Origin of the sequence: Clostridium thermosuccinogenes, from assembly GCF_002896855.1 — a bacterium.
In the GTDB taxonomy this organism is placed as follows: Bacteria; Bacillota; Clostridia; order Acetivibrionales; family DSM-5807; genus Pseudoclostridium; species Pseudoclostridium thermosuccinogenes.
The window spans coordinates 2,450,471-2,465,487 of the sequence record NZ_CP021850.1 but is presented as its reverse complement, the minus strand read 5'-3'; the positions used below and the strand labels follow the sequence as shown (position 1 = coordinate 2,465,487).

Genomic DNA, 15,017 nt, shown 5'->3' with positions numbered 1-15,017 from the left:
TCACACTCCTGTATTCTTCATTGCAGGTTTATAATACTTATCCAGGATTTTATCATCGACCCTGTCCAGTTCCTGCCTTGGCAGCAGGCCCAAAAGCTTCCATCCTAAATCCAAGGTCTGGTTTATGGTTCTGTCTTCATTCTTATCCTGATTCAAAAACTCATTTTCAAAAGCTTTGCCAAACTCTATATACATTTTGTCGGTTTCGCTCAGTTCATCTTCTCCTATGACAGAAGCCAGGGACCTGATTTCCTGTACTTTTGCATAGGAAGCAAACAGCTGCGCTGAACATGGAGCGTGATCCTCCCTGGTGAAGCCTTCACCGATGCTGTCCTTCATCAATCGGGACAGGGAGGGGAGGATTGATACAGGGGGATAAATCCCTTTTTGATACAGTCCCCGATCCAAAACAATTTGCCCTTCGGTTATGAAACCGGTAAGGTCGGGGATAGGATGGGTTATATCATCATTGGGCAACGTCAGTATTGGTATTTGCGTGATGGAACCCTCCTTGCCTTCTATCATGCCTGCCCTTTCATATATTGAGGCAAGATCGCTGTACATATATCCTGGAAAGCCTTTTCTGCTCGGGATTTCACCCTTGGAAGAGGAAATCTCCCGGAGGGATTCGCAGTATGCACTCATGTCTGTGAGTATCACCAGGATATGCATACCCAGTTCAAAAGCGAGGTACTCAGCAGCGGTAAGAGCACATCGCGGTGTGACTATACGCTCCACCGGGGGGTCGTTTGCCAGGTTTAAAAACATGACAACCCTTTGAAGAACACCGCTTTTGCTGAAACTCTCCTTGAAGTACTCGGCAACGTCATATTTAACACCCATGGCAGCAAAAACCACGGCAAATTTTGTGCTTTCGTTCCTCGGAAGCTTTGCCTGGCGGACGATTTGTGCCGCCAGTTCATTGTGGGGAAGTCCGCTGCCGGTGAATATAGGAAGCTTCTGACCTCTGATGAGGGTAGTCAGGCCATCTATGGAAGATATGCCTGTTTCGATGTAATCCTTGGGATATTTTCTGGACACAGGGTTAATGGGATCACCATTTACATCCCGTTTGACCTGTGGATACACACTACCCAGGCCGTCTATCGGCCTGCCAAGGCCATCAAAAACCCTTCCTAAGATTTCTGACGACAGTGAAAGCTCCAGGGGATGTCCCAGAAACTTTACTTTTGTATTCTTAACAGATATTTCCGAAGTGCCTTCGAATACCTGTATAATCGCTACGTCATCGGAAATATCCATAACTCTTCCCAGACGGACTCCATGACCGTCAACCGCAATTTCCACAAGTTCTTCATAGGATGCGCCCTTTACACCTTGCACAGCTATAAGCGGACCATCTATACTTCTTAGTCCCATGTATTCTATTGACATTGGAAGCATCCTCCTTTTTCATAGATTTTATAGACCATTAAGACTATCGGCAATTCTTTTCTTTAACTCTTCAAAACGTTCGGGTTCATCATTTTTAATATTGTATTTCATTTTAATTATTTCATCAAACAATCCGGTATTTTTAATTTGGGCTATGGGAACTCCTCTCCGGATGATTTCATAAGCTCTTTCATAAAGCATAAGTATTACTTCCATCATCATAAATTGCTTTTGCAGGGGAACATAGGTATCCACAGGATGAAAAGCACCCTGCTGCAGAAAACCAAGGCGTATGGCCTTTCCGGTTTCGAGGACGAGCTTTTGGTCATCAGGAAGCATGTCACTGCCGATGAGCTTTACTATTTCAGTAAGCTTGCTTTCCTCCTGCAAAATTTTCAGCAAACGGCTTCTGTAGTCCATGAAGCGCGGATCAACATTTTCATCATACCACTTTTCCAGGGTGTCAACATATTCGCTGTAGCTTGACAGCCAATTGATGGCAGGATAGTGCCTTGCGTAAGCCAGTTGTCTGTCGAGTTCCCAGAAACACCGTATATACCGTCTTGTATTTTGTGTGACGGGTTCTGAAAAATCGCCACCCTGGGGGGATACCGCGCCGATTATCGTTATTGATCCGGTGGTGTTATTGAGATTCCTAACCTTTCCTGCCCTCTCATAGAACTCTGAAAGCCTGGAAGACAAATAGGCAGGAAAACCTTCCTCGGCCGGCATTTCTTCAAGTCTTCCGGATATTTCACGCAGAGCTTCCGCCCAACGGGAAGTGGAATCCGCCATGATGGCTACGTTGTATCCCATATCCCTGTAAAACTCAGCCAGCGTTACTCCGGTGTATATGGATGCTTCCCTGGCTGCAACGGGCATGTTGGAGGTATTGGCGATCAAAACCGTGCGTTCCATGAGGGGACGTCCCGATTTGGGATCGATGAGCTTTGGAAAGTCCTCCAGAACTTCCGTCATTTCATTTCCCCGTTCACCGCAGCCGATATACACGATTATGTCCGCGTCCGACCATTTGGCCAGCTGGTGTTGGGTCATCGTTTTTCCCGTGCCGAAACTTCCGGGTATCGCTGCTGCTCCGCCTTTACCGATGGGGAAGAAGGTATCAACAACCCTCTGTCCGGTTACCAGTGGTTCGGTAACCACCATCCTCTCCAAGCACGGCCTTGGTTTTCTTACCGGCCATTCCTGCAGCATGGTGAGACAGTATACACCACCTCCGGGAGTTGAAATCTCCATAAGGGTATCATTGACAGTATAATCCCCATCCGGTTTAACACTGACAATTTTGCCATTTATCCCGGGAGGCACCATTATTTTAAATTTTATGAGGGGCGTTTCCTGCGTCTCTGCTACAATCATACCCTCCGTCACATTATCGCCGGGTTTTGCCAGCATATGCACGGGCCATTTTTCATCAGCATTGGGGAACTCCACCTCAACACCGCGGGGTATGAAGGCTCCGGATTTTTCCCCGATATTACGCAGGGGTCTTTCTATGCCGTCGAATATGTTGCCGATAATTCCAGGCGCCAACCTGACGGAAAGAGGTTTTCCCGTGGGTTTGACAGGTTCGCCTACGGTTAATCCTGTGGTAACCTCATATACCTGAATGGTAGCAATATCTTTGTCCAGGGATATGACTTCACCGATTAGGTTTTTATCGCCCACAAGAACGGTCTCATGCATTTTCATGCCGGAAGTACCCCTGGCTTTGACAACCGGACCGTTTATCCTGCTAATCTGGCTTTTGCCTGCTCCTATACTGTCCATATTGTTCAAGTAATTTCACCTACTTTAAATACACGAATCTAAATCTTTAAATCACAGATTTCAAGGACCTTATCCCTGCTGCCTTCTAACTTGCCTGCCAAAGTTTCGTCTACTACAGTATTGGTGGTCTTGTTAAAAACTTTGCATCCGCCTATGATATCATCATTGGTTTGCTCAAAGACGGTATTCGGGGGAAGGTCTTTTTTCACTTCATCCATTAGAGGTGCAAGCCTTTGTGCATCCTCCGGTCTTAAATATACTACCAGATCTCCATCGCCGGCAGAGTTGCATGCCTGACGGATAATCCGGGCAAGATAGGGGAGATAGGCTTCGTCCTTTTGAATGAAGTCTTCCAATAAGCTTCTGGTGTCCTTCAATATTGTATTGACTATTTCTTCTCTTTTCTTTACCAAAAGGTGCCTGCTGTCAATTATTGCTTTAGAAATCCTGTTGTTTTTATCATTTTCAGCCTGAACAGTTTCTTTATAAAGCAACTGTCTGGCCTGCTCTTCAAATTTACTTTTTTCAAGATCGATGCGCTTCTGTGTGCTTTCTTCAAGCTGACGGAGTATTTCATCCCGTTCAGAGGCTGCATCTTTTAAAATTACTTCATTAAAGTGCCTTAGCTTTTCGTATATGCTTAACAAACAATCACCTCAAATCTTCAAGCCTATGGATTCCCTGACACGCCTGGTTATAAGATCGGAAGGCCTGCTGGTGCCATGCCTGTCGGGGATTTCCACGATGAGAGGCTGTTTTAATGTCAGCTTGATTTGCTTGATATAATCTGGGATGAGGTCGACCAGCTTTTCTGTAATCAGTATCGCGGCAACATCCTTTTTTTCAATCGCTTCAGCAAGCGCATCCCGCACCTCATGCTCCTCATGGACAACAACCCCTTCAACTCCAGCCAGACGCATTCCGGTAAGGGTGTCAATATTATCGCTTATAAGGTACATTTTCACTTAAATTACCTCCAGCCTTACGGCATTTTACAGTCTGCCCAATATGAGTATTGAAACTATAAGGCCATATATAGCTATACCTTCTGCCAAACCAACGAAAATCAAGGATTTACCCAGAAGGCCGGAATCTTCGCTTATAGCTCCAAGAGCAGCAGAACTGGATATTGCCACAGCTATTCCTGCGCCTATGGTTGCCAGACCGGTAGACAAAGCAGCGGCTATAAGGCCTAAACCATTTACCGAATCTGCTGCCTGCACTTCGGTTCCCTGGGCATATACGTTTCCGGAGAACATTAATACCGTAGCGATAATCAATAAGCTGAAAATGCTGAAGATATTGATGCTGAGTATTTTTTTTGCACCTTTGCCGGAGATTCCCTTCTTAATGCAGTATAGCCCTAGTGCGATGATTGATAATACCAGAAATACAGTTATTACTAAAATAAACTCCATAATGATCCTCCTAATCATGAAAAATACTGTTTTTTTAGTGGTTTATAAGGTTTACCGTTGCCGGTAAAAAATCTGCTGAACAATTCGTAATATTCGAGCCTTAAGCCCTGTATGCCGACAATGAGCCCTTCCAGCCCGATGATGAGGATATTGCCGATTATGATCGCCACAACGCTGCCAAAGCCACTGGCCATTTCCGCCAGAATGAATACAGCCATGAACAGGCCGACGTGGTTCAGGGCAAAAGCGCTCAGCCTTATGAAAGATATCGTGTTGCTCAAAAAGGAAAGAACAACATCAAAAAGCTCAAAAAAGGTTTGAACAAAGAATACACCTTTGCTCTGGGCTATGGCTTTTCTTTTATGTATGAAATTTTCAATGGGCTCTTTAAAAAACATCAGCAATATAGGAATCAAGAGTATGGCTGCAGTTATTCCGGCGGATACCATGAGTTTGTTATTCAGATAAAAGTATACCACTGAGACAATACCCCCCAGATAAAACACAAACCCGGGTATTCCGTTCTTATCGAGGAAAATCCTCGCAAGATCATGGGCTTTGATGCCGTTTACTATATTCAATACCATGGCTACGATTATCAATGCCATGCCCATACCGATTCCTGCTATCAGCATGGTGTTTATATCGTGCATGGGATTCATCCAAAGAGGCGGTAGCCAATCTTCAAAGCCGAACACGCTTCCGTATACAAATCCGAATAGCGTGGAAGATATTCCAGCCCCAAGGATGACTCCTCCAAAAGCTATTTTAAGCTTAAAAAGCATAAAAATGCCTCCGGCCAAAATAACCAGCCCCTGACCCACATCTCCGAACATGAAGCCAAACATGAGGAAGTAGGTTAACGCAACAAAGGGTGTCGGGTCCACTTCATTGTAGGAAGGCAACCCGTACATGCGGACAAGGGTTTCAAAGGGGCGGAAGATTCGGTTGTTTTTGAGTTCGGTAGGCGGATGAGATAGTTTTTCGGTGTCCGGCTCCTTATGGATATATATTATCTTTTCATCCTTATCCAGTATCGGAATAAGCCTGTTCAGCTCCTTTTCCGGCATCCATCCGATGATATAGAAAGATTTCATGGTATGGGCTGCATATTTTCTGACTTCCGATACGCGGTTCAGCCTCATCGAGGAATAATACAGGTTGATAGCCTTTTCCCGGTGCTTGCTTGTAAAGTCTCGGATAGCCTTTTCAGCGTCCTTCATTTCCGAACGCAGGGAGGTTATTTTATCCCTTACCTGCCTTAATGCTTGAGAAGGAGTACCCTGGACTTCGTCGGATATCCGGGTGCGTTCAAAGTAAAGAGAGGAAAAAATACCATCTACCTTTTCACTAAAATTCCTGGGTGTAAAATATATAAGCCAGATAAAGTCCTTTTCCTGAGAAACAGGTATGGCGATAGCCTCCAGATCGTTAGACATCAATTGCAGCTGTTCATAAGACTTCCTCGGCATTTTTCCAAACCTGAACTTGATAAATTCGAAGTTGAAAAAAGCTTTTATATCCACATCGATATTGGCAAGAAGCTCCAGCTGCTTTTCCATATGGATGCATTTATTGAGCATTTCCTTGGTCTTTTCGAGATGCTCCGAATGACCTCTGTACTCTTCTTCCAGCTTGGCAATGTCTGAACGGATTTCATCGGCAGAATCATAAATTTGCCTGGTGCTGTCAGTGCTCTCCTTTAACTCTTTTTTTAGTCCCATGGCATTTACGAGGGCGGTGCTTCGTGTTACCAGATCATAATAGGGATTATTGCCATCATAAGGGGTAAGCCCTTTGACGGTTTCAAGGTAGCTCAGAGCATTCTCCAGCTGCATGCCGCTATCTACTATATACTTGAGCACAAAATCATCAAAGTATTCATTTAGCCCCACAATGCTCACAAACTTCATTTTAAGTATCGACATTAAATCACCTCAAATGCTGATTCCGATTAAATAGCTTCTTATTTCATCTTTGGGAAGACTGTAGCGGACACCCTCAATCAGTGTAATAATATTTCTGATGTCTATCTCCTTAAGATGCAGATAAGCAATTGTGGTGCCTATATTGAATACATCACTGCGAAGATGCCTTTTATAAATTCTGTACAGATAATTCATTGAATTTACTTCCCAAAGGTGTTCTTCGGAAGAGTCAAATATGCCAGCATATTTTGTCTTTTCTACTAAAGCTTTAAAACCATCGGTATCACGGCATCCGGAAAGCTGAACCAGCTGCTCTCGGGTCAGGTGATACCAATAGGGAATAACGTATTTAAAAGTTAATTCTCTGGATGTGTGAAAAAGCTTCTTGCACCGGTATATCATCAGCAAATTCAGGATATCAACTTCCGTACCGAAGATGTCTCCGACGGATTTAAGATCGGCACCGGATAAAAGCTCATCTTTGAGCTTTGAGATTTTCATAAAATAGTGCAAATCCAGAGCCATTTCTATGTCAAAAAGGCTGATAGGCTTATCGACATTCCAAAAAGGTGAAAGCACTTTGAAATATTCGCTTCCTTTTAAATTATCAATAACATCCCGTATGCTTTTTGAGGCGGTCAGCTTTTTGAAATCCAGAGAGCTGAAGGAACTCAGAAAAAACAGGTATTTTTTGGCCGGCTCACCTGCCTCACCGTTATATACTATTCTAAACAGCATTTTCAGGTCTTCCGTCTCATAACGAAGAAAAATTGCTTTCAAAAATTCCTCCGCTTTACCGCTGAGAAAGCGGAACAGCTTAATATAATCCTCATACAGGGATGTCTTAAACAGCTTTTCCAGGTCACCCCTATGAACCATGGCTTCATTTACATCCGAAAGAAGATGGCCATAACTGGTGTTCTTCTTAAGGTATCCTGCCACATCCTGGACGGTTCTTTTTTCCAGCAGCTCATAATAATCATGGGAATCGAGCAATTTTCCAAACAGAGCTCTGGCTTTGATATTTGATGAATTGTACTTGAATATTGTTCCAATCATTGCTATTCACCACCATAGGGATTAACCCCTTTCACCCAGTATGGAATCCAGTAAAGCCTTCGCCCAAACCTGCCGGTTGGATTCATATTTTTGCTGCATCCTTTTAACAGAATCCTCGGCTTTTGACATGATTTCCTTAACCTTAATATCAGCCTGATGCTGATTATTTTTTCGGATTTCTTCTATCTCTTTATTAACGGAAGCAAAAATACCGTCCTTTATTTTCCGAATTTCATCTTCGACGGTGTCTGTAAAATGTTTACGTTTTTCTTCAGCTTCCTCCACTATTTGCCGTGCTCTGTATTCACTTTCTATAACCTGTTTTATTATGTCTTCCATCCGTAAAACCCCTTCGGACTACCATTTAAGCATGCCCCAAAAGGGCAGTTGCCGCATGGTAAAATTCTGCAAAAAACAAATTAAACTCAATTTTATCACATGTAAATTATGTGTCAAACTGAAAAAAGATATGAATTTATCTTTTCATAGGTAAATTTGGTTAATAAATTAAAATATCTTTCAAAAGCTGTATGATATTTCTTCGTCATCCCAGAGTGGTAAATTTGGCGTTATATTTAATAAAAATTTAAAATGTTATCACAAAACAAGAATTTATTTTCATCATTATTATTTTCCATTAATAATTGTGATTTGCAAGCGCGAGGGATTGGACTATCGGAAATGCCGGCACGGTGAGCTAAATTTATTTATGAATGGGAGGGTAACATAAAGCTTGCTTGATGAATAGTATATTATTGAAAATTCAAAAGGAAAGGAGATTTATATTATGGATGGCAAAGGCGGATTTGGAGGTTTCGGAAAATTTTTTAAAGACGACACCATTCTCTGGTTCATAATTTTATTCCTGTTGTTATTCTGGAACTTTGGCGGTTACGATTACGGCCTGTAATGTACATTACAGTGGCATGGTGGTTGAGGAGGTATAGTGGTATGGCAGATGACAGAAGCATAGGCTTTGGCTTTGGCTGCGGCTTTGGCTTTGAAGTGATTTGGTGGATTATAATAATACTGATCATCATATGCTTGCTATTCCCCGGATTTTTCGGAGGATACGGATGCAAGGAATAATAGATGGATAAACCAAAAAACCCCGAATAACAAAAGGAGAGGTTTCACCCTCCTTTTGTTATTGCGTGCTTATCAGCTTTATAGCCTTCACTTATTTACTTGTTTTTATGCCCAGTATTTTTTTTCTGAACTGCTTGGGAGATATATTTTTAAAATGTTTAAACTGCTGGATGAAGTAACTGGAGTTGGAAAAACCGGTTTCCAACGCTATCTGTGTAATATTCATATCCGTGGTCAATAGAAGCTTTTCTGCTTCGGTAATCCTTATATGATTAAGGTATTCGGTGAAGGTTTTCCCGATGAGCGCCTTAAACTGACGGCAAAAATAGCTGTAGCTCATGTTGCAGAGTTTGGCGGCTGATTCTGCCGTTATGTCGTACTTGTAGTTCTCATCGAGATAATTAAACACATTTTGCAGTTTCTGTATTTCGCTTTCCTTCAATTTATTGCCTATATCCAGAGTAAGCCCTTTATTATACCAGGTTCTGAGTATCCATAGAAATAATCTGCCTATATCGGTTCTTACAGCGAGCTCGAAACCATACGCCTTTTCCCTGAATTCCTGATATATTTCATTGATCAGCACAGGAACCGGTGTATTGAATATCTCTTCCTCGGCAAAAAGCTTCTGATGCTTGAATTCTGCCATGACGAAGGGAAGAATGTATTTAGATTCAAAAACCGTTCTTGATGTAGTATACAAAACCTGAGGGTCAAAACGGATTACAATGTATTTGGTATCCACACCTTCATCCGATGATATGGAATGAACTTCCCGTCCGTTTATCAATATCATATCCCCCTTGTTCAGGGAGTAACAGGCGCCTCCGAGAATGACCCGGGCTGTGCCGGAAAGGGAGTATAAAATTTCTATATAATAGTGCCAATGGGCATTCACTTTAAAAGCTCTTTTTCTTGTATTCTCCAAGTGGCATGAAAATGGATACTGCAAGGTCCCGGACGCAGGGCGGTCCGATTCAAAATACGGTTCAGACATAATAACACCTACTATCCCAAAATCGCAAATTTTTTATATTTTTTTATATGTTTATTATATAACAATCTTTTTATATATGATAGTTTAAAATTAAAGCTGTTGGTATAACGGTTGTGTTGTAATTTATACAATGTTGGAAAAATAAACTTTGTTGCGCCTTGAAAGGGAGGTCAATATGAAACTGGGAATTATTGCGCCACCGAATGAAGAAAGCTTTATAATGGCAAAAAGTAAAGGTTTGGATTTTCTGGAATTCTGCATAAACCCCAACTGTGACTCGGAAGAGTTTCTGAGGAACCTTCCCCAAATAAAGCAATGGATGGACAAGTATGGGGTTGAGGTGGGGTCCATAGGACGATGGAAGGTAAACCGGATAGATGAGAGAGGAAATATTGTTCCTGAGGAGCTAAACCTTTCATATCGTTTGATTGATGCAGCAAATTATTTGAATTGCACAAATTTTGTATGCGGATGCAACTATCAGGATAATCTTTCATATTATGAAAACTGCACGGCTGCGATAAATTATTTTTCAAAACTGATTGAATATGCAAGGAGTAAGAATGTAAAAATATCCACATATAATTGCCGCAAGGTGAACTTTGTCCATAACCCTATGGCTTGGACCATTATCCATGGACACCTCAAAGAGCTGGGTATCAAATATGACCCTTCCCACAGCAGATATGCAGGGGCTGACTATCTTAAGGAAATGGTGGACTGGGGAGACCGGTTCTATCATGTTCATCTTAAAGGTTCCTTGATAGTTGACGGGCAGAGATTTGATGATCCACCGGCCGGCTTGGATCAAACAGATTGGGGTTCTTTTATTTCGATTCTCCATGCAAAAGGCTATGAGGGAGGTTTAAGCATAGAACCTCACTCCAGTGTATGGTCCGGGGAATTAGGCGACAGGGGATTGGATTTTACCATAAAATATTTCAAGAGCTTAGTATTATAGGAAATTAATTTGCTGACGATGTTTTTACTTTGATATGAGGTGAGAAAAGTGGCGGAAAAGCTCAAATATGCATGCATCGGCGCTGGTGGAATAGCTGATAAAAAGCATCTGAACGAGTATTCAAAAAGGGACAGCGTTGAAGTTGCTGCAATTTGTGATTCTAATATAGCTGCAGCCGAGAGGCTGGCGCAAAAATATAACGTAAAAAACATTTTTACCGATTATAATGAAATGTTTGATAAGCTCAAATTGGACTTTATAAGCGTATGTACTCCTAATTACCTGCATGCTCCCATCACCATCAGTGCATTGAAAAAAGGAATAAGCGTGCACTGCGAAAAGCCCCTTGCCATTAATGCTGAGGAAGCTCAGGAGATTGTTGATGCCAAGAACAAATACAAAGGAAAAGTCATGGTGGCATTAAACAACAGGTTTACAGCCGAGTCCGCTTTTGTAAAGAGCTGTGTGGAGAAGGGCATGTTCGGTGAAATATATCATGCTAAATGCGGCTGGAGAAGAAGAAACGGGATTCCCGGCAAGGGTGTATGGTTTACAGACAAGAAACTGTCCGGAGGCGGCGCCTTGATAGATTTGGGCGTGCACTATCTGGATCTGGTCATGTACTTTATGGGATATCCCCAGGTTGTTTCGGTTTCCGGCGCCACCTATTCCAAGTTTGCCAACTCCGACAACCGCTTGAGAGCCGGATACAAAAACAATGGAGACGGTAAGTTTGATGTGGAGGATATGGCCATCGGCCACTTAAGGACTGACAGCAATGCCACAGTAAACTTTGAGTTCAGCTGGGCATCCAATATAGAAAAGGAAGTCAAATATTACGAGCTTATGGGAACAAAAGGCGGAGTGTCCTTCGTCAACGGAGAACTGAAGCTGTATTCGGAAATATTTGACACCAGCATAAACATCCTGCCGGATGTGAGCAGCAACAGGAAGGTAGTAAGCGAATTCGACCACTTTATCGATTGCATCATAAACGACAAGGAGCCTGACAGCAAGCCCGAACAGGGTGCTGCTCTGATGAAGATAATAGATGCCGCTTACAAATCCAGTGAATTGATGAGGGAGATTTCGTTATAATAACAAAAAAAGGTAAAGCGATAGTTTTGAAGGCTGTCGCTTTATTTTTTACATAAAACAGGCGCTAATAGGGTTTAAACTAGTTAAAAATCAGTGGAAATCGGAGGTATTTGCAGGTATTTGGATAAAAACCTGGAAATTTGCTTCCAATAGAATTAATATTGAGTTGCAATATATTGACATTTTTTCTTTTTAGAAATAGAATAGTACATACGTTTGCATCTATGCGCTCTTTTTATCATCTTTAGTAATTGATGAAATCCTGCTTCTATGACGATTTCATACATAATCCACTTAGAATGGAGGATCTATTATGGGGCAGTTGGAGGTCATACCGGATCATATAAAAGCAGCTCTGGAATATCATGAAATATATCCCAGCACCATAAAATTAGCGGTTAATGCTGATCTGTCGGTGGACGGAAATTATTGCGACATCTGGATTGCTGTAACAGGGACCAATCTGGTGATACTCACAGGTGCTGGTGGAAATGACAAATTAAAGCTGTTCTCCGGTTTCAGAGAGTCCGGAGGGAAATCCAAAAATAAGGGTGGTGGCAGCAGGCAAAACGATGCCGGATGGAAGGAAACAAGCTTTGAGGAATATCCCCTGGAAAAGGTGGAAAGCCTTACAGTAGACAATCTTGCATCTACAGGGATGCTGACCGCAAGGATTTCAGGCGAAGATATTGCAGTTTGCTGCTTTACCAACAGTCATGGCAGAAAGGTAGGAAGCTTTGTAAGGCTTTTTGAAAAAATAAAGCAGGGTCAGGAGCTGACAAAAGAGGATTTTGATGAAGTTCAATCCTTGGAGTATTGCCCAAAATGCGGTCTTCTCTATCCTGAACAGGACAGAAAGGTATGTCCTAAATGCATCGACAGGAAGTCGGTGTTTTTAAGAGTTCTTTCTTTCGTTCCCCGCTATAAGCTGCAGCTGTCTTTGATAATATTGTGCATGTTTCTAAATGCAGGCTTCAATCTTTTATTTCCCTATCTCAGCGGAACAATATTGTTTGACCAGGTGCTTACGGAAGGCGGGAAGTACTATGGCCAGGTAGGCATGACAGTCCTGGTGATAGTAGTGGCCAGGGTTGCAGCCCAGCTTGTGGGTATCGCTTACGGAAGGATAAATTCCGGTATGACTGTCAAAGTAATATTTGATTTGAAAACTGAGATATTTTCCGCCATGCAGAGGCTGTCCCTGAGTTTTTATAACAAACGGCAGACAGGAAGCTTGATGACCCGGATTAATAATGATGCTGAGCAGCTTCAGAGCTTTTTCCATGACGGACTGCCGTATTTCATAGTGAATGCGGTGCAGATCATAGGAATAGCCGCCGTTATGTTTGCTATGAACTGGAAGCTGGCGCTGCTGGTATTTATACCTACACCATTAATCATTATAAGCGTAAAAAAGCTGTTTCCAAAGCTTTGGAAGATATATCACAGAAGATATTCAAAATCGAGCAAGCTGAATGCACTGATTAACGATACCTTAAAAGGAGTAAGAGTTGTAAAGGCATTTGGAAAGGAAGCCCTGGAAGTGGACCGGTTTTCCCGGACAAATGCAGCCCTTCTGAATGTCGATATCGGACTGGGGAAATTGCTAAGCACCATGTTCCCGTTTTTAGGATACATTATGACCATAGGTTCCTTCATCGCATGGGGGTTCGGAGGATGGGAGGTTGTAAACGGAAAAATATCCTTCGGAGTGCTTATAACCTTCATCAATTACATAGGCATGCTGTACGGGCCTCTGGATTTCATGACAAGGATAGTTGACTGGTGGTCCGGCTGCATGAATTCAGCACAGCGTATTTTTGAAGTTATCGATGCGGTTCCGGATATAACTGATGCGCCAAATCCTGTCGAAATGCGGGATATGAAGGGAAATATCTCCTTCCGGTCGGTGAACTTCAGCTATGAACCGAACAAGCCTGTTCTCCATGACATAAGTTTTGAAATTGAGGCAGGTAAAATGCTGGGCATTGTAGGACATTCCGGTGCCGGAAAGACAACGATAGCCAACCTCATAAACCGGCTGTATGATGTGGATTCGGGCGAAATTACCATCGACGGCGTAAATGTAAAGAATATCGCTCTGAAGGATCTGAGAGCGAATATTGGTGTCGTGTCTCAGGAAACCTACCTCTTCATGGGAACAATAGCGGAGAACATCGCTTATGCTAAGCCGGGAGCCACAATGGAGGAGATCTTTAAAGCTGCAAAAGCTGCCCATGCCCATGACTTTATCATAAAGCTTCCGGACGGATATGACACCGTAATAGGAAGGGGAGGAAGAGACCTTTCGGGAGGCGAGCGCCAGAGGATATCCATAGCCAGGGCAATTTTGTATGATCCGAAAATTCTGATACTGGACGAGGCAACATCCGCGATGGATACGGAGACGGAAGGGCTGATACAGGATGCCCTGGACAAGCTGGTTAAAGGCAGAACTACCATTTCCATAGCCCACAGGCTTTCCACGCTGAGAAATGCCGACAAGCTCATTGTGCTGGATGGTGGAAAGATTGTGGAGTCCGGAACCCATAGCGAGCTTATCGGTTTGAAGGGAACATATTACAGGCTTGTTCAAAAACAGAGCGAAGCTTTGAAAATGAGAGGAGTTGGTGACTGATGCCGGATACGGTTGTGAAAGATATTGAGCAATATACCGAAATAAACTATCTCACCAGTGAAACTGCAGAGTTTGAAAGGACCGACGGAGGCTTCCTGTCTTTGACTACAAAAGACGGCAGGAAATATCCAAGGGTTGATCTCTACAGGGCATTCCCTTTTACCAAACCCAGGGAGTACATATCCGTCAGGGAGCCGGAAAGCAAGGAAATTGGAGTTAAAGCGAAAGAAATTGGAGTGATTCGGTGCCTTGACGATTTCCCCGAGAATATTGCAAAACTCATTGAGGAGCAACTGGACAGGAGATATTTTACACCGATGATCATAAAAATCAATAATATAAAGGAAGAGTTCGGGTATTATTACTGGGATGTGCTGACCGACGTGGGAACCTGCAGGTTTACTGTCCGGGGAGGGCATAATATAGTGCCTATAGGAGAGGACAGCGGCCGCATACTTATTATTGATGTGGACGGCAACCGTTTTGAGATAAAGGATTATGCATCCCTTGACAAAAAAAGCGTGAAAAAGCTGGAAAGCGTAATATGACGCGGAGGGAAATCCATCACTTTCCTGAAGGATGCGATGTAAGGACCTCTGCAATTCTTTCTGTTGCCATGAAATCCTGATTTTCTAAAGGAGAA

General features: G+C 42.8%; 15 protein-coding genes. 6 read left to right on the top strand and 9 right to left on the bottom strand.

The window, feature by feature from the left end; all coding sequences use genetic code 11:
- From CDO33_RS10715 to CDO33_RS10680, 8 genes are read right to left on the bottom strand one after another with little or no spacing between them, the layout of a single operon-like run.
- Positions 1–1,395, bottom strand: coding sequence for a V-type ATP synthase subunit B (locus CDO33_RS10715; RefSeq protein ID WP_103081585.1), 1,395 nt, complete (start codon positions 1,393–1,395; stop codon positions 1–3).
- 27 nt (positions 1,396–1,422) lie between these two features.
- Complete coding sequence (locus CDO33_RS10710; protein WP_103081620.1) at positions 1,423–3,186, bottom strand: V-type ATP synthase subunit A; 1,764 nt, start codon at positions 3,184–3,186, stop codon at positions 1,423–1,425.
- 38 nt (positions 3,187–3,224) lie between these two features.
- Entirely contained in the window at positions 3,225–3,833 is a 609-nt protein-coding gene (locus CDO33_RS10705; protein WP_103081586.1) for a V-type ATP synthase subunit E, read from the bottom strand.
- Between the two features lie 9 nt (positions 3,834–3,842).
- Positions 3,843–4,151 (bottom strand): V-type ATP synthase subunit F, encoded by a 309-nt coding sequence (locus tag CDO33_RS10700; RefSeq protein WP_103081587.1) that lies wholly within the window; start codon positions 4,149–4,151, stop codon positions 3,843–3,845.
- A 27-nt stretch (positions 4,152–4,178) separates the two neighbouring features.
- The gene (locus CDO33_RS10695) at positions 4,179–4,604 is read right to left on the bottom strand and encodes an ATP synthase subunit C (RefSeq protein WP_103081588.1); all 426 of its coding nucleotides are present in this window, start codon (positions 4,602–4,604) and stop codon (positions 4,179–4,181) included.
- A 14-nt stretch (positions 4,605–4,618) separates the two neighbouring features.
- Complete coding sequence (locus tag CDO33_RS10690) at positions 4,619–6,532, bottom strand: V-type ATP synthase subunit I (protein ID WP_103081589.1); 1,914 nt, start codon at positions 6,530–6,532, stop codon at positions 4,619–4,621.
- A gap of 9 nt (positions 6,533–6,541) precedes the next feature.
- Positions 6,542–7,591: a V-type ATPase subunit gene (locus CDO33_RS10685; protein ID WP_103081590.1), complete on the bottom strand. Its 1,050-nt coding sequence runs from the start codon at positions 7,589–7,591 to the stop codon at positions 6,542–6,544.
- Positions 7,592–7,612: 21 nt separating this feature from the next.
- Positions 7,613–7,930 (bottom strand): hypothetical protein, encoded by a 318-nt coding sequence (locus CDO33_RS10680; protein ID WP_103081591.1) that lies wholly within the window; start codon positions 7,928–7,930, stop codon positions 7,613–7,615.
- A 448-nt stretch (positions 7,931–8,378) separates the two neighbouring features.
- Here CDO33_RS10680 and CDO33_RS21465 point away from each other — a divergent pair, with 448 nt between their 5' ends.
- Both CDO33_RS21465 and CDO33_RS10675 read left to right on the top strand, forming a co-directional pair.
- Positions 8,379–8,501 carry a hypothetical protein gene (locus tag CDO33_RS21465; protein WP_274540088.1) on the top strand — a complete coding sequence of 41 codons (123 nt, stop codon included), beginning with the start codon at positions 8,379–8,381 and terminating at the stop codon, positions 8,499–8,501.
- A 41-nt stretch (positions 8,502–8,542) separates the two neighbouring features.
- Complete coding sequence (locus CDO33_RS10675) at positions 8,543–8,680, top strand: sporulation protein YjcZ (RefSeq protein WP_103081592.1); 138 nt, start codon at positions 8,543–8,545, stop codon at positions 8,678–8,680.
- Positions 8,681–8,771: 91 nt separating this feature from the next.
- Here the strand turns inward: CDO33_RS10675 and CDO33_RS10670 are convergent, their stop codons facing one another.
- Positions 8,772–9,677, bottom strand: a complete 906-nt coding sequence (locus CDO33_RS10670; RefSeq protein ID WP_103081593.1) for a helix-turn-helix domain-containing protein — start codon at positions 9,675–9,677, stop codon at positions 8,772–8,774.
- A gap of 175 nt (positions 9,678–9,852) precedes the next feature.
- On the opposite strand from CDO33_RS10670, the gene CDO33_RS10665 reads away from it, so the two are divergent.
- The 4 genes from CDO33_RS10665 to CDO33_RS10650 all read left to right on the top strand — a co-directional run bounded on the left by CDO33_RS10665 (position 9,853) and on the right by CDO33_RS10650 (position 14,922).
- Positions 9,853–10,638: a sugar phosphate isomerase/epimerase family protein gene (locus CDO33_RS10665; RefSeq protein WP_103081594.1), complete on the top strand. Its 786-nt coding sequence runs from the start codon at positions 9,853–9,855 to the stop codon at positions 10,636–10,638.
- Positions 10,639–10,686: 48 nt separating this feature from the next.
- A complete protein-coding gene (locus CDO33_RS10660) occupies positions 10,687–11,736 on the top strand; it encodes a Gfo/Idh/MocA family protein (RefSeq protein ID WP_103081595.1) in 1,050 nt (349 codons plus the stop codon).
- Positions 11,737–12,049: 313 nt separating this feature from the next.
- Positions 12,050–14,374, top strand: a complete 2,325-nt coding sequence (locus CDO33_RS10655; protein ID WP_103081596.1) for an ABC transporter ATP-binding protein — start codon at positions 12,050–12,052, stop codon at positions 14,372–14,374.
- Positions 14,374–14,922: a DUF1854 domain-containing protein gene (locus CDO33_RS10650; RefSeq protein WP_103081597.1), complete on the top strand. Its 549-nt coding sequence runs from the start codon at positions 14,374–14,376 to the stop codon at positions 14,920–14,922. The genes CDO33_RS10655 and CDO33_RS10650 overlap by 1 nt, the downstream gene beginning before the upstream one ends.
- Positions 14,923–15,017 lie beyond the last annotated feature (95 nt).

Bases quoted from the DNA above. Each gene is read 5' to 3' on its own strand.
- CDO33_RS10715 (WP_103081585.1), bottom strand. From the start codon at position 1,395: ATGTCAATAGAATACATGGGACTAAGAAGTATAGATGGTCCGCTTATA.
- CDO33_RS10710 (WP_103081620.1), bottom strand. From the start codon at position 3,186: ATGGACAGTATAGGAGCAGGCAAAAGCCAGATTAGCAGGATAAACGGT.
- CDO33_RS10695 (WP_103081588.1), bottom strand. From the start codon at position 4,604: ATGGAGTTTATTTTAGTAATAACTGTATTTCTGGTATTATCAATCATC.
- CDO33_RS10690 (WP_103081589.1), bottom strand. From the start codon at position 6,532: ATGTCGATACTTAAAATGAAGTTTGTGAGCATTGTGGGGCTAAATGAA.
- CDO33_RS10685 (WP_103081590.1), bottom strand. From the start codon at position 7,591: ATGATTGGAACAATATTCAAGTACAATTCATCAAATATCAAAGCCAGA.
- CDO33_RS10680 (WP_103081591.1), bottom strand. From the start codon at position 7,930: ATGGAAGACATAATAAAACAGGTTATAGAAAGTGAATACAGAGCACGG.
- CDO33_RS21465 (WP_274540088.1), top strand. From the start codon at position 8,379: ATGGATGGCAAAGGCGGATTTGGAGGTTTCGGAAAATTTTTTAAAGAC.
- CDO33_RS10675 (WP_103081592.1), top strand. From the start codon at position 8,543: ATGGCAGATGACAGAAGCATAGGCTTTGGCTTTGGCTGCGGCTTTGGC.
- CDO33_RS10670 (WP_103081593.1), bottom strand. From the start codon at position 9,677: ATGTCTGAACCGTATTTTGAATCGGACCGCCCTGCGTCCGGGACCTTG.
- CDO33_RS10665 (WP_103081594.1), top strand. From the start codon at position 9,853: ATGAAACTGGGAATTATTGCGCCACCGAATGAAGAAAGCTTTATAATG.
- CDO33_RS10655 (WP_103081596.1), top strand. From the start codon at position 12,050: ATGGGGCAGTTGGAGGTCATACCGGATCATATAAAAGCAGCTCTGGAA.
- CDO33_RS10650 (WP_103081597.1), top strand. From the start codon at position 14,374: ATGCCGGATACGGTTGTGAAAGATATTGAGCAATATACCGAAATAAAC.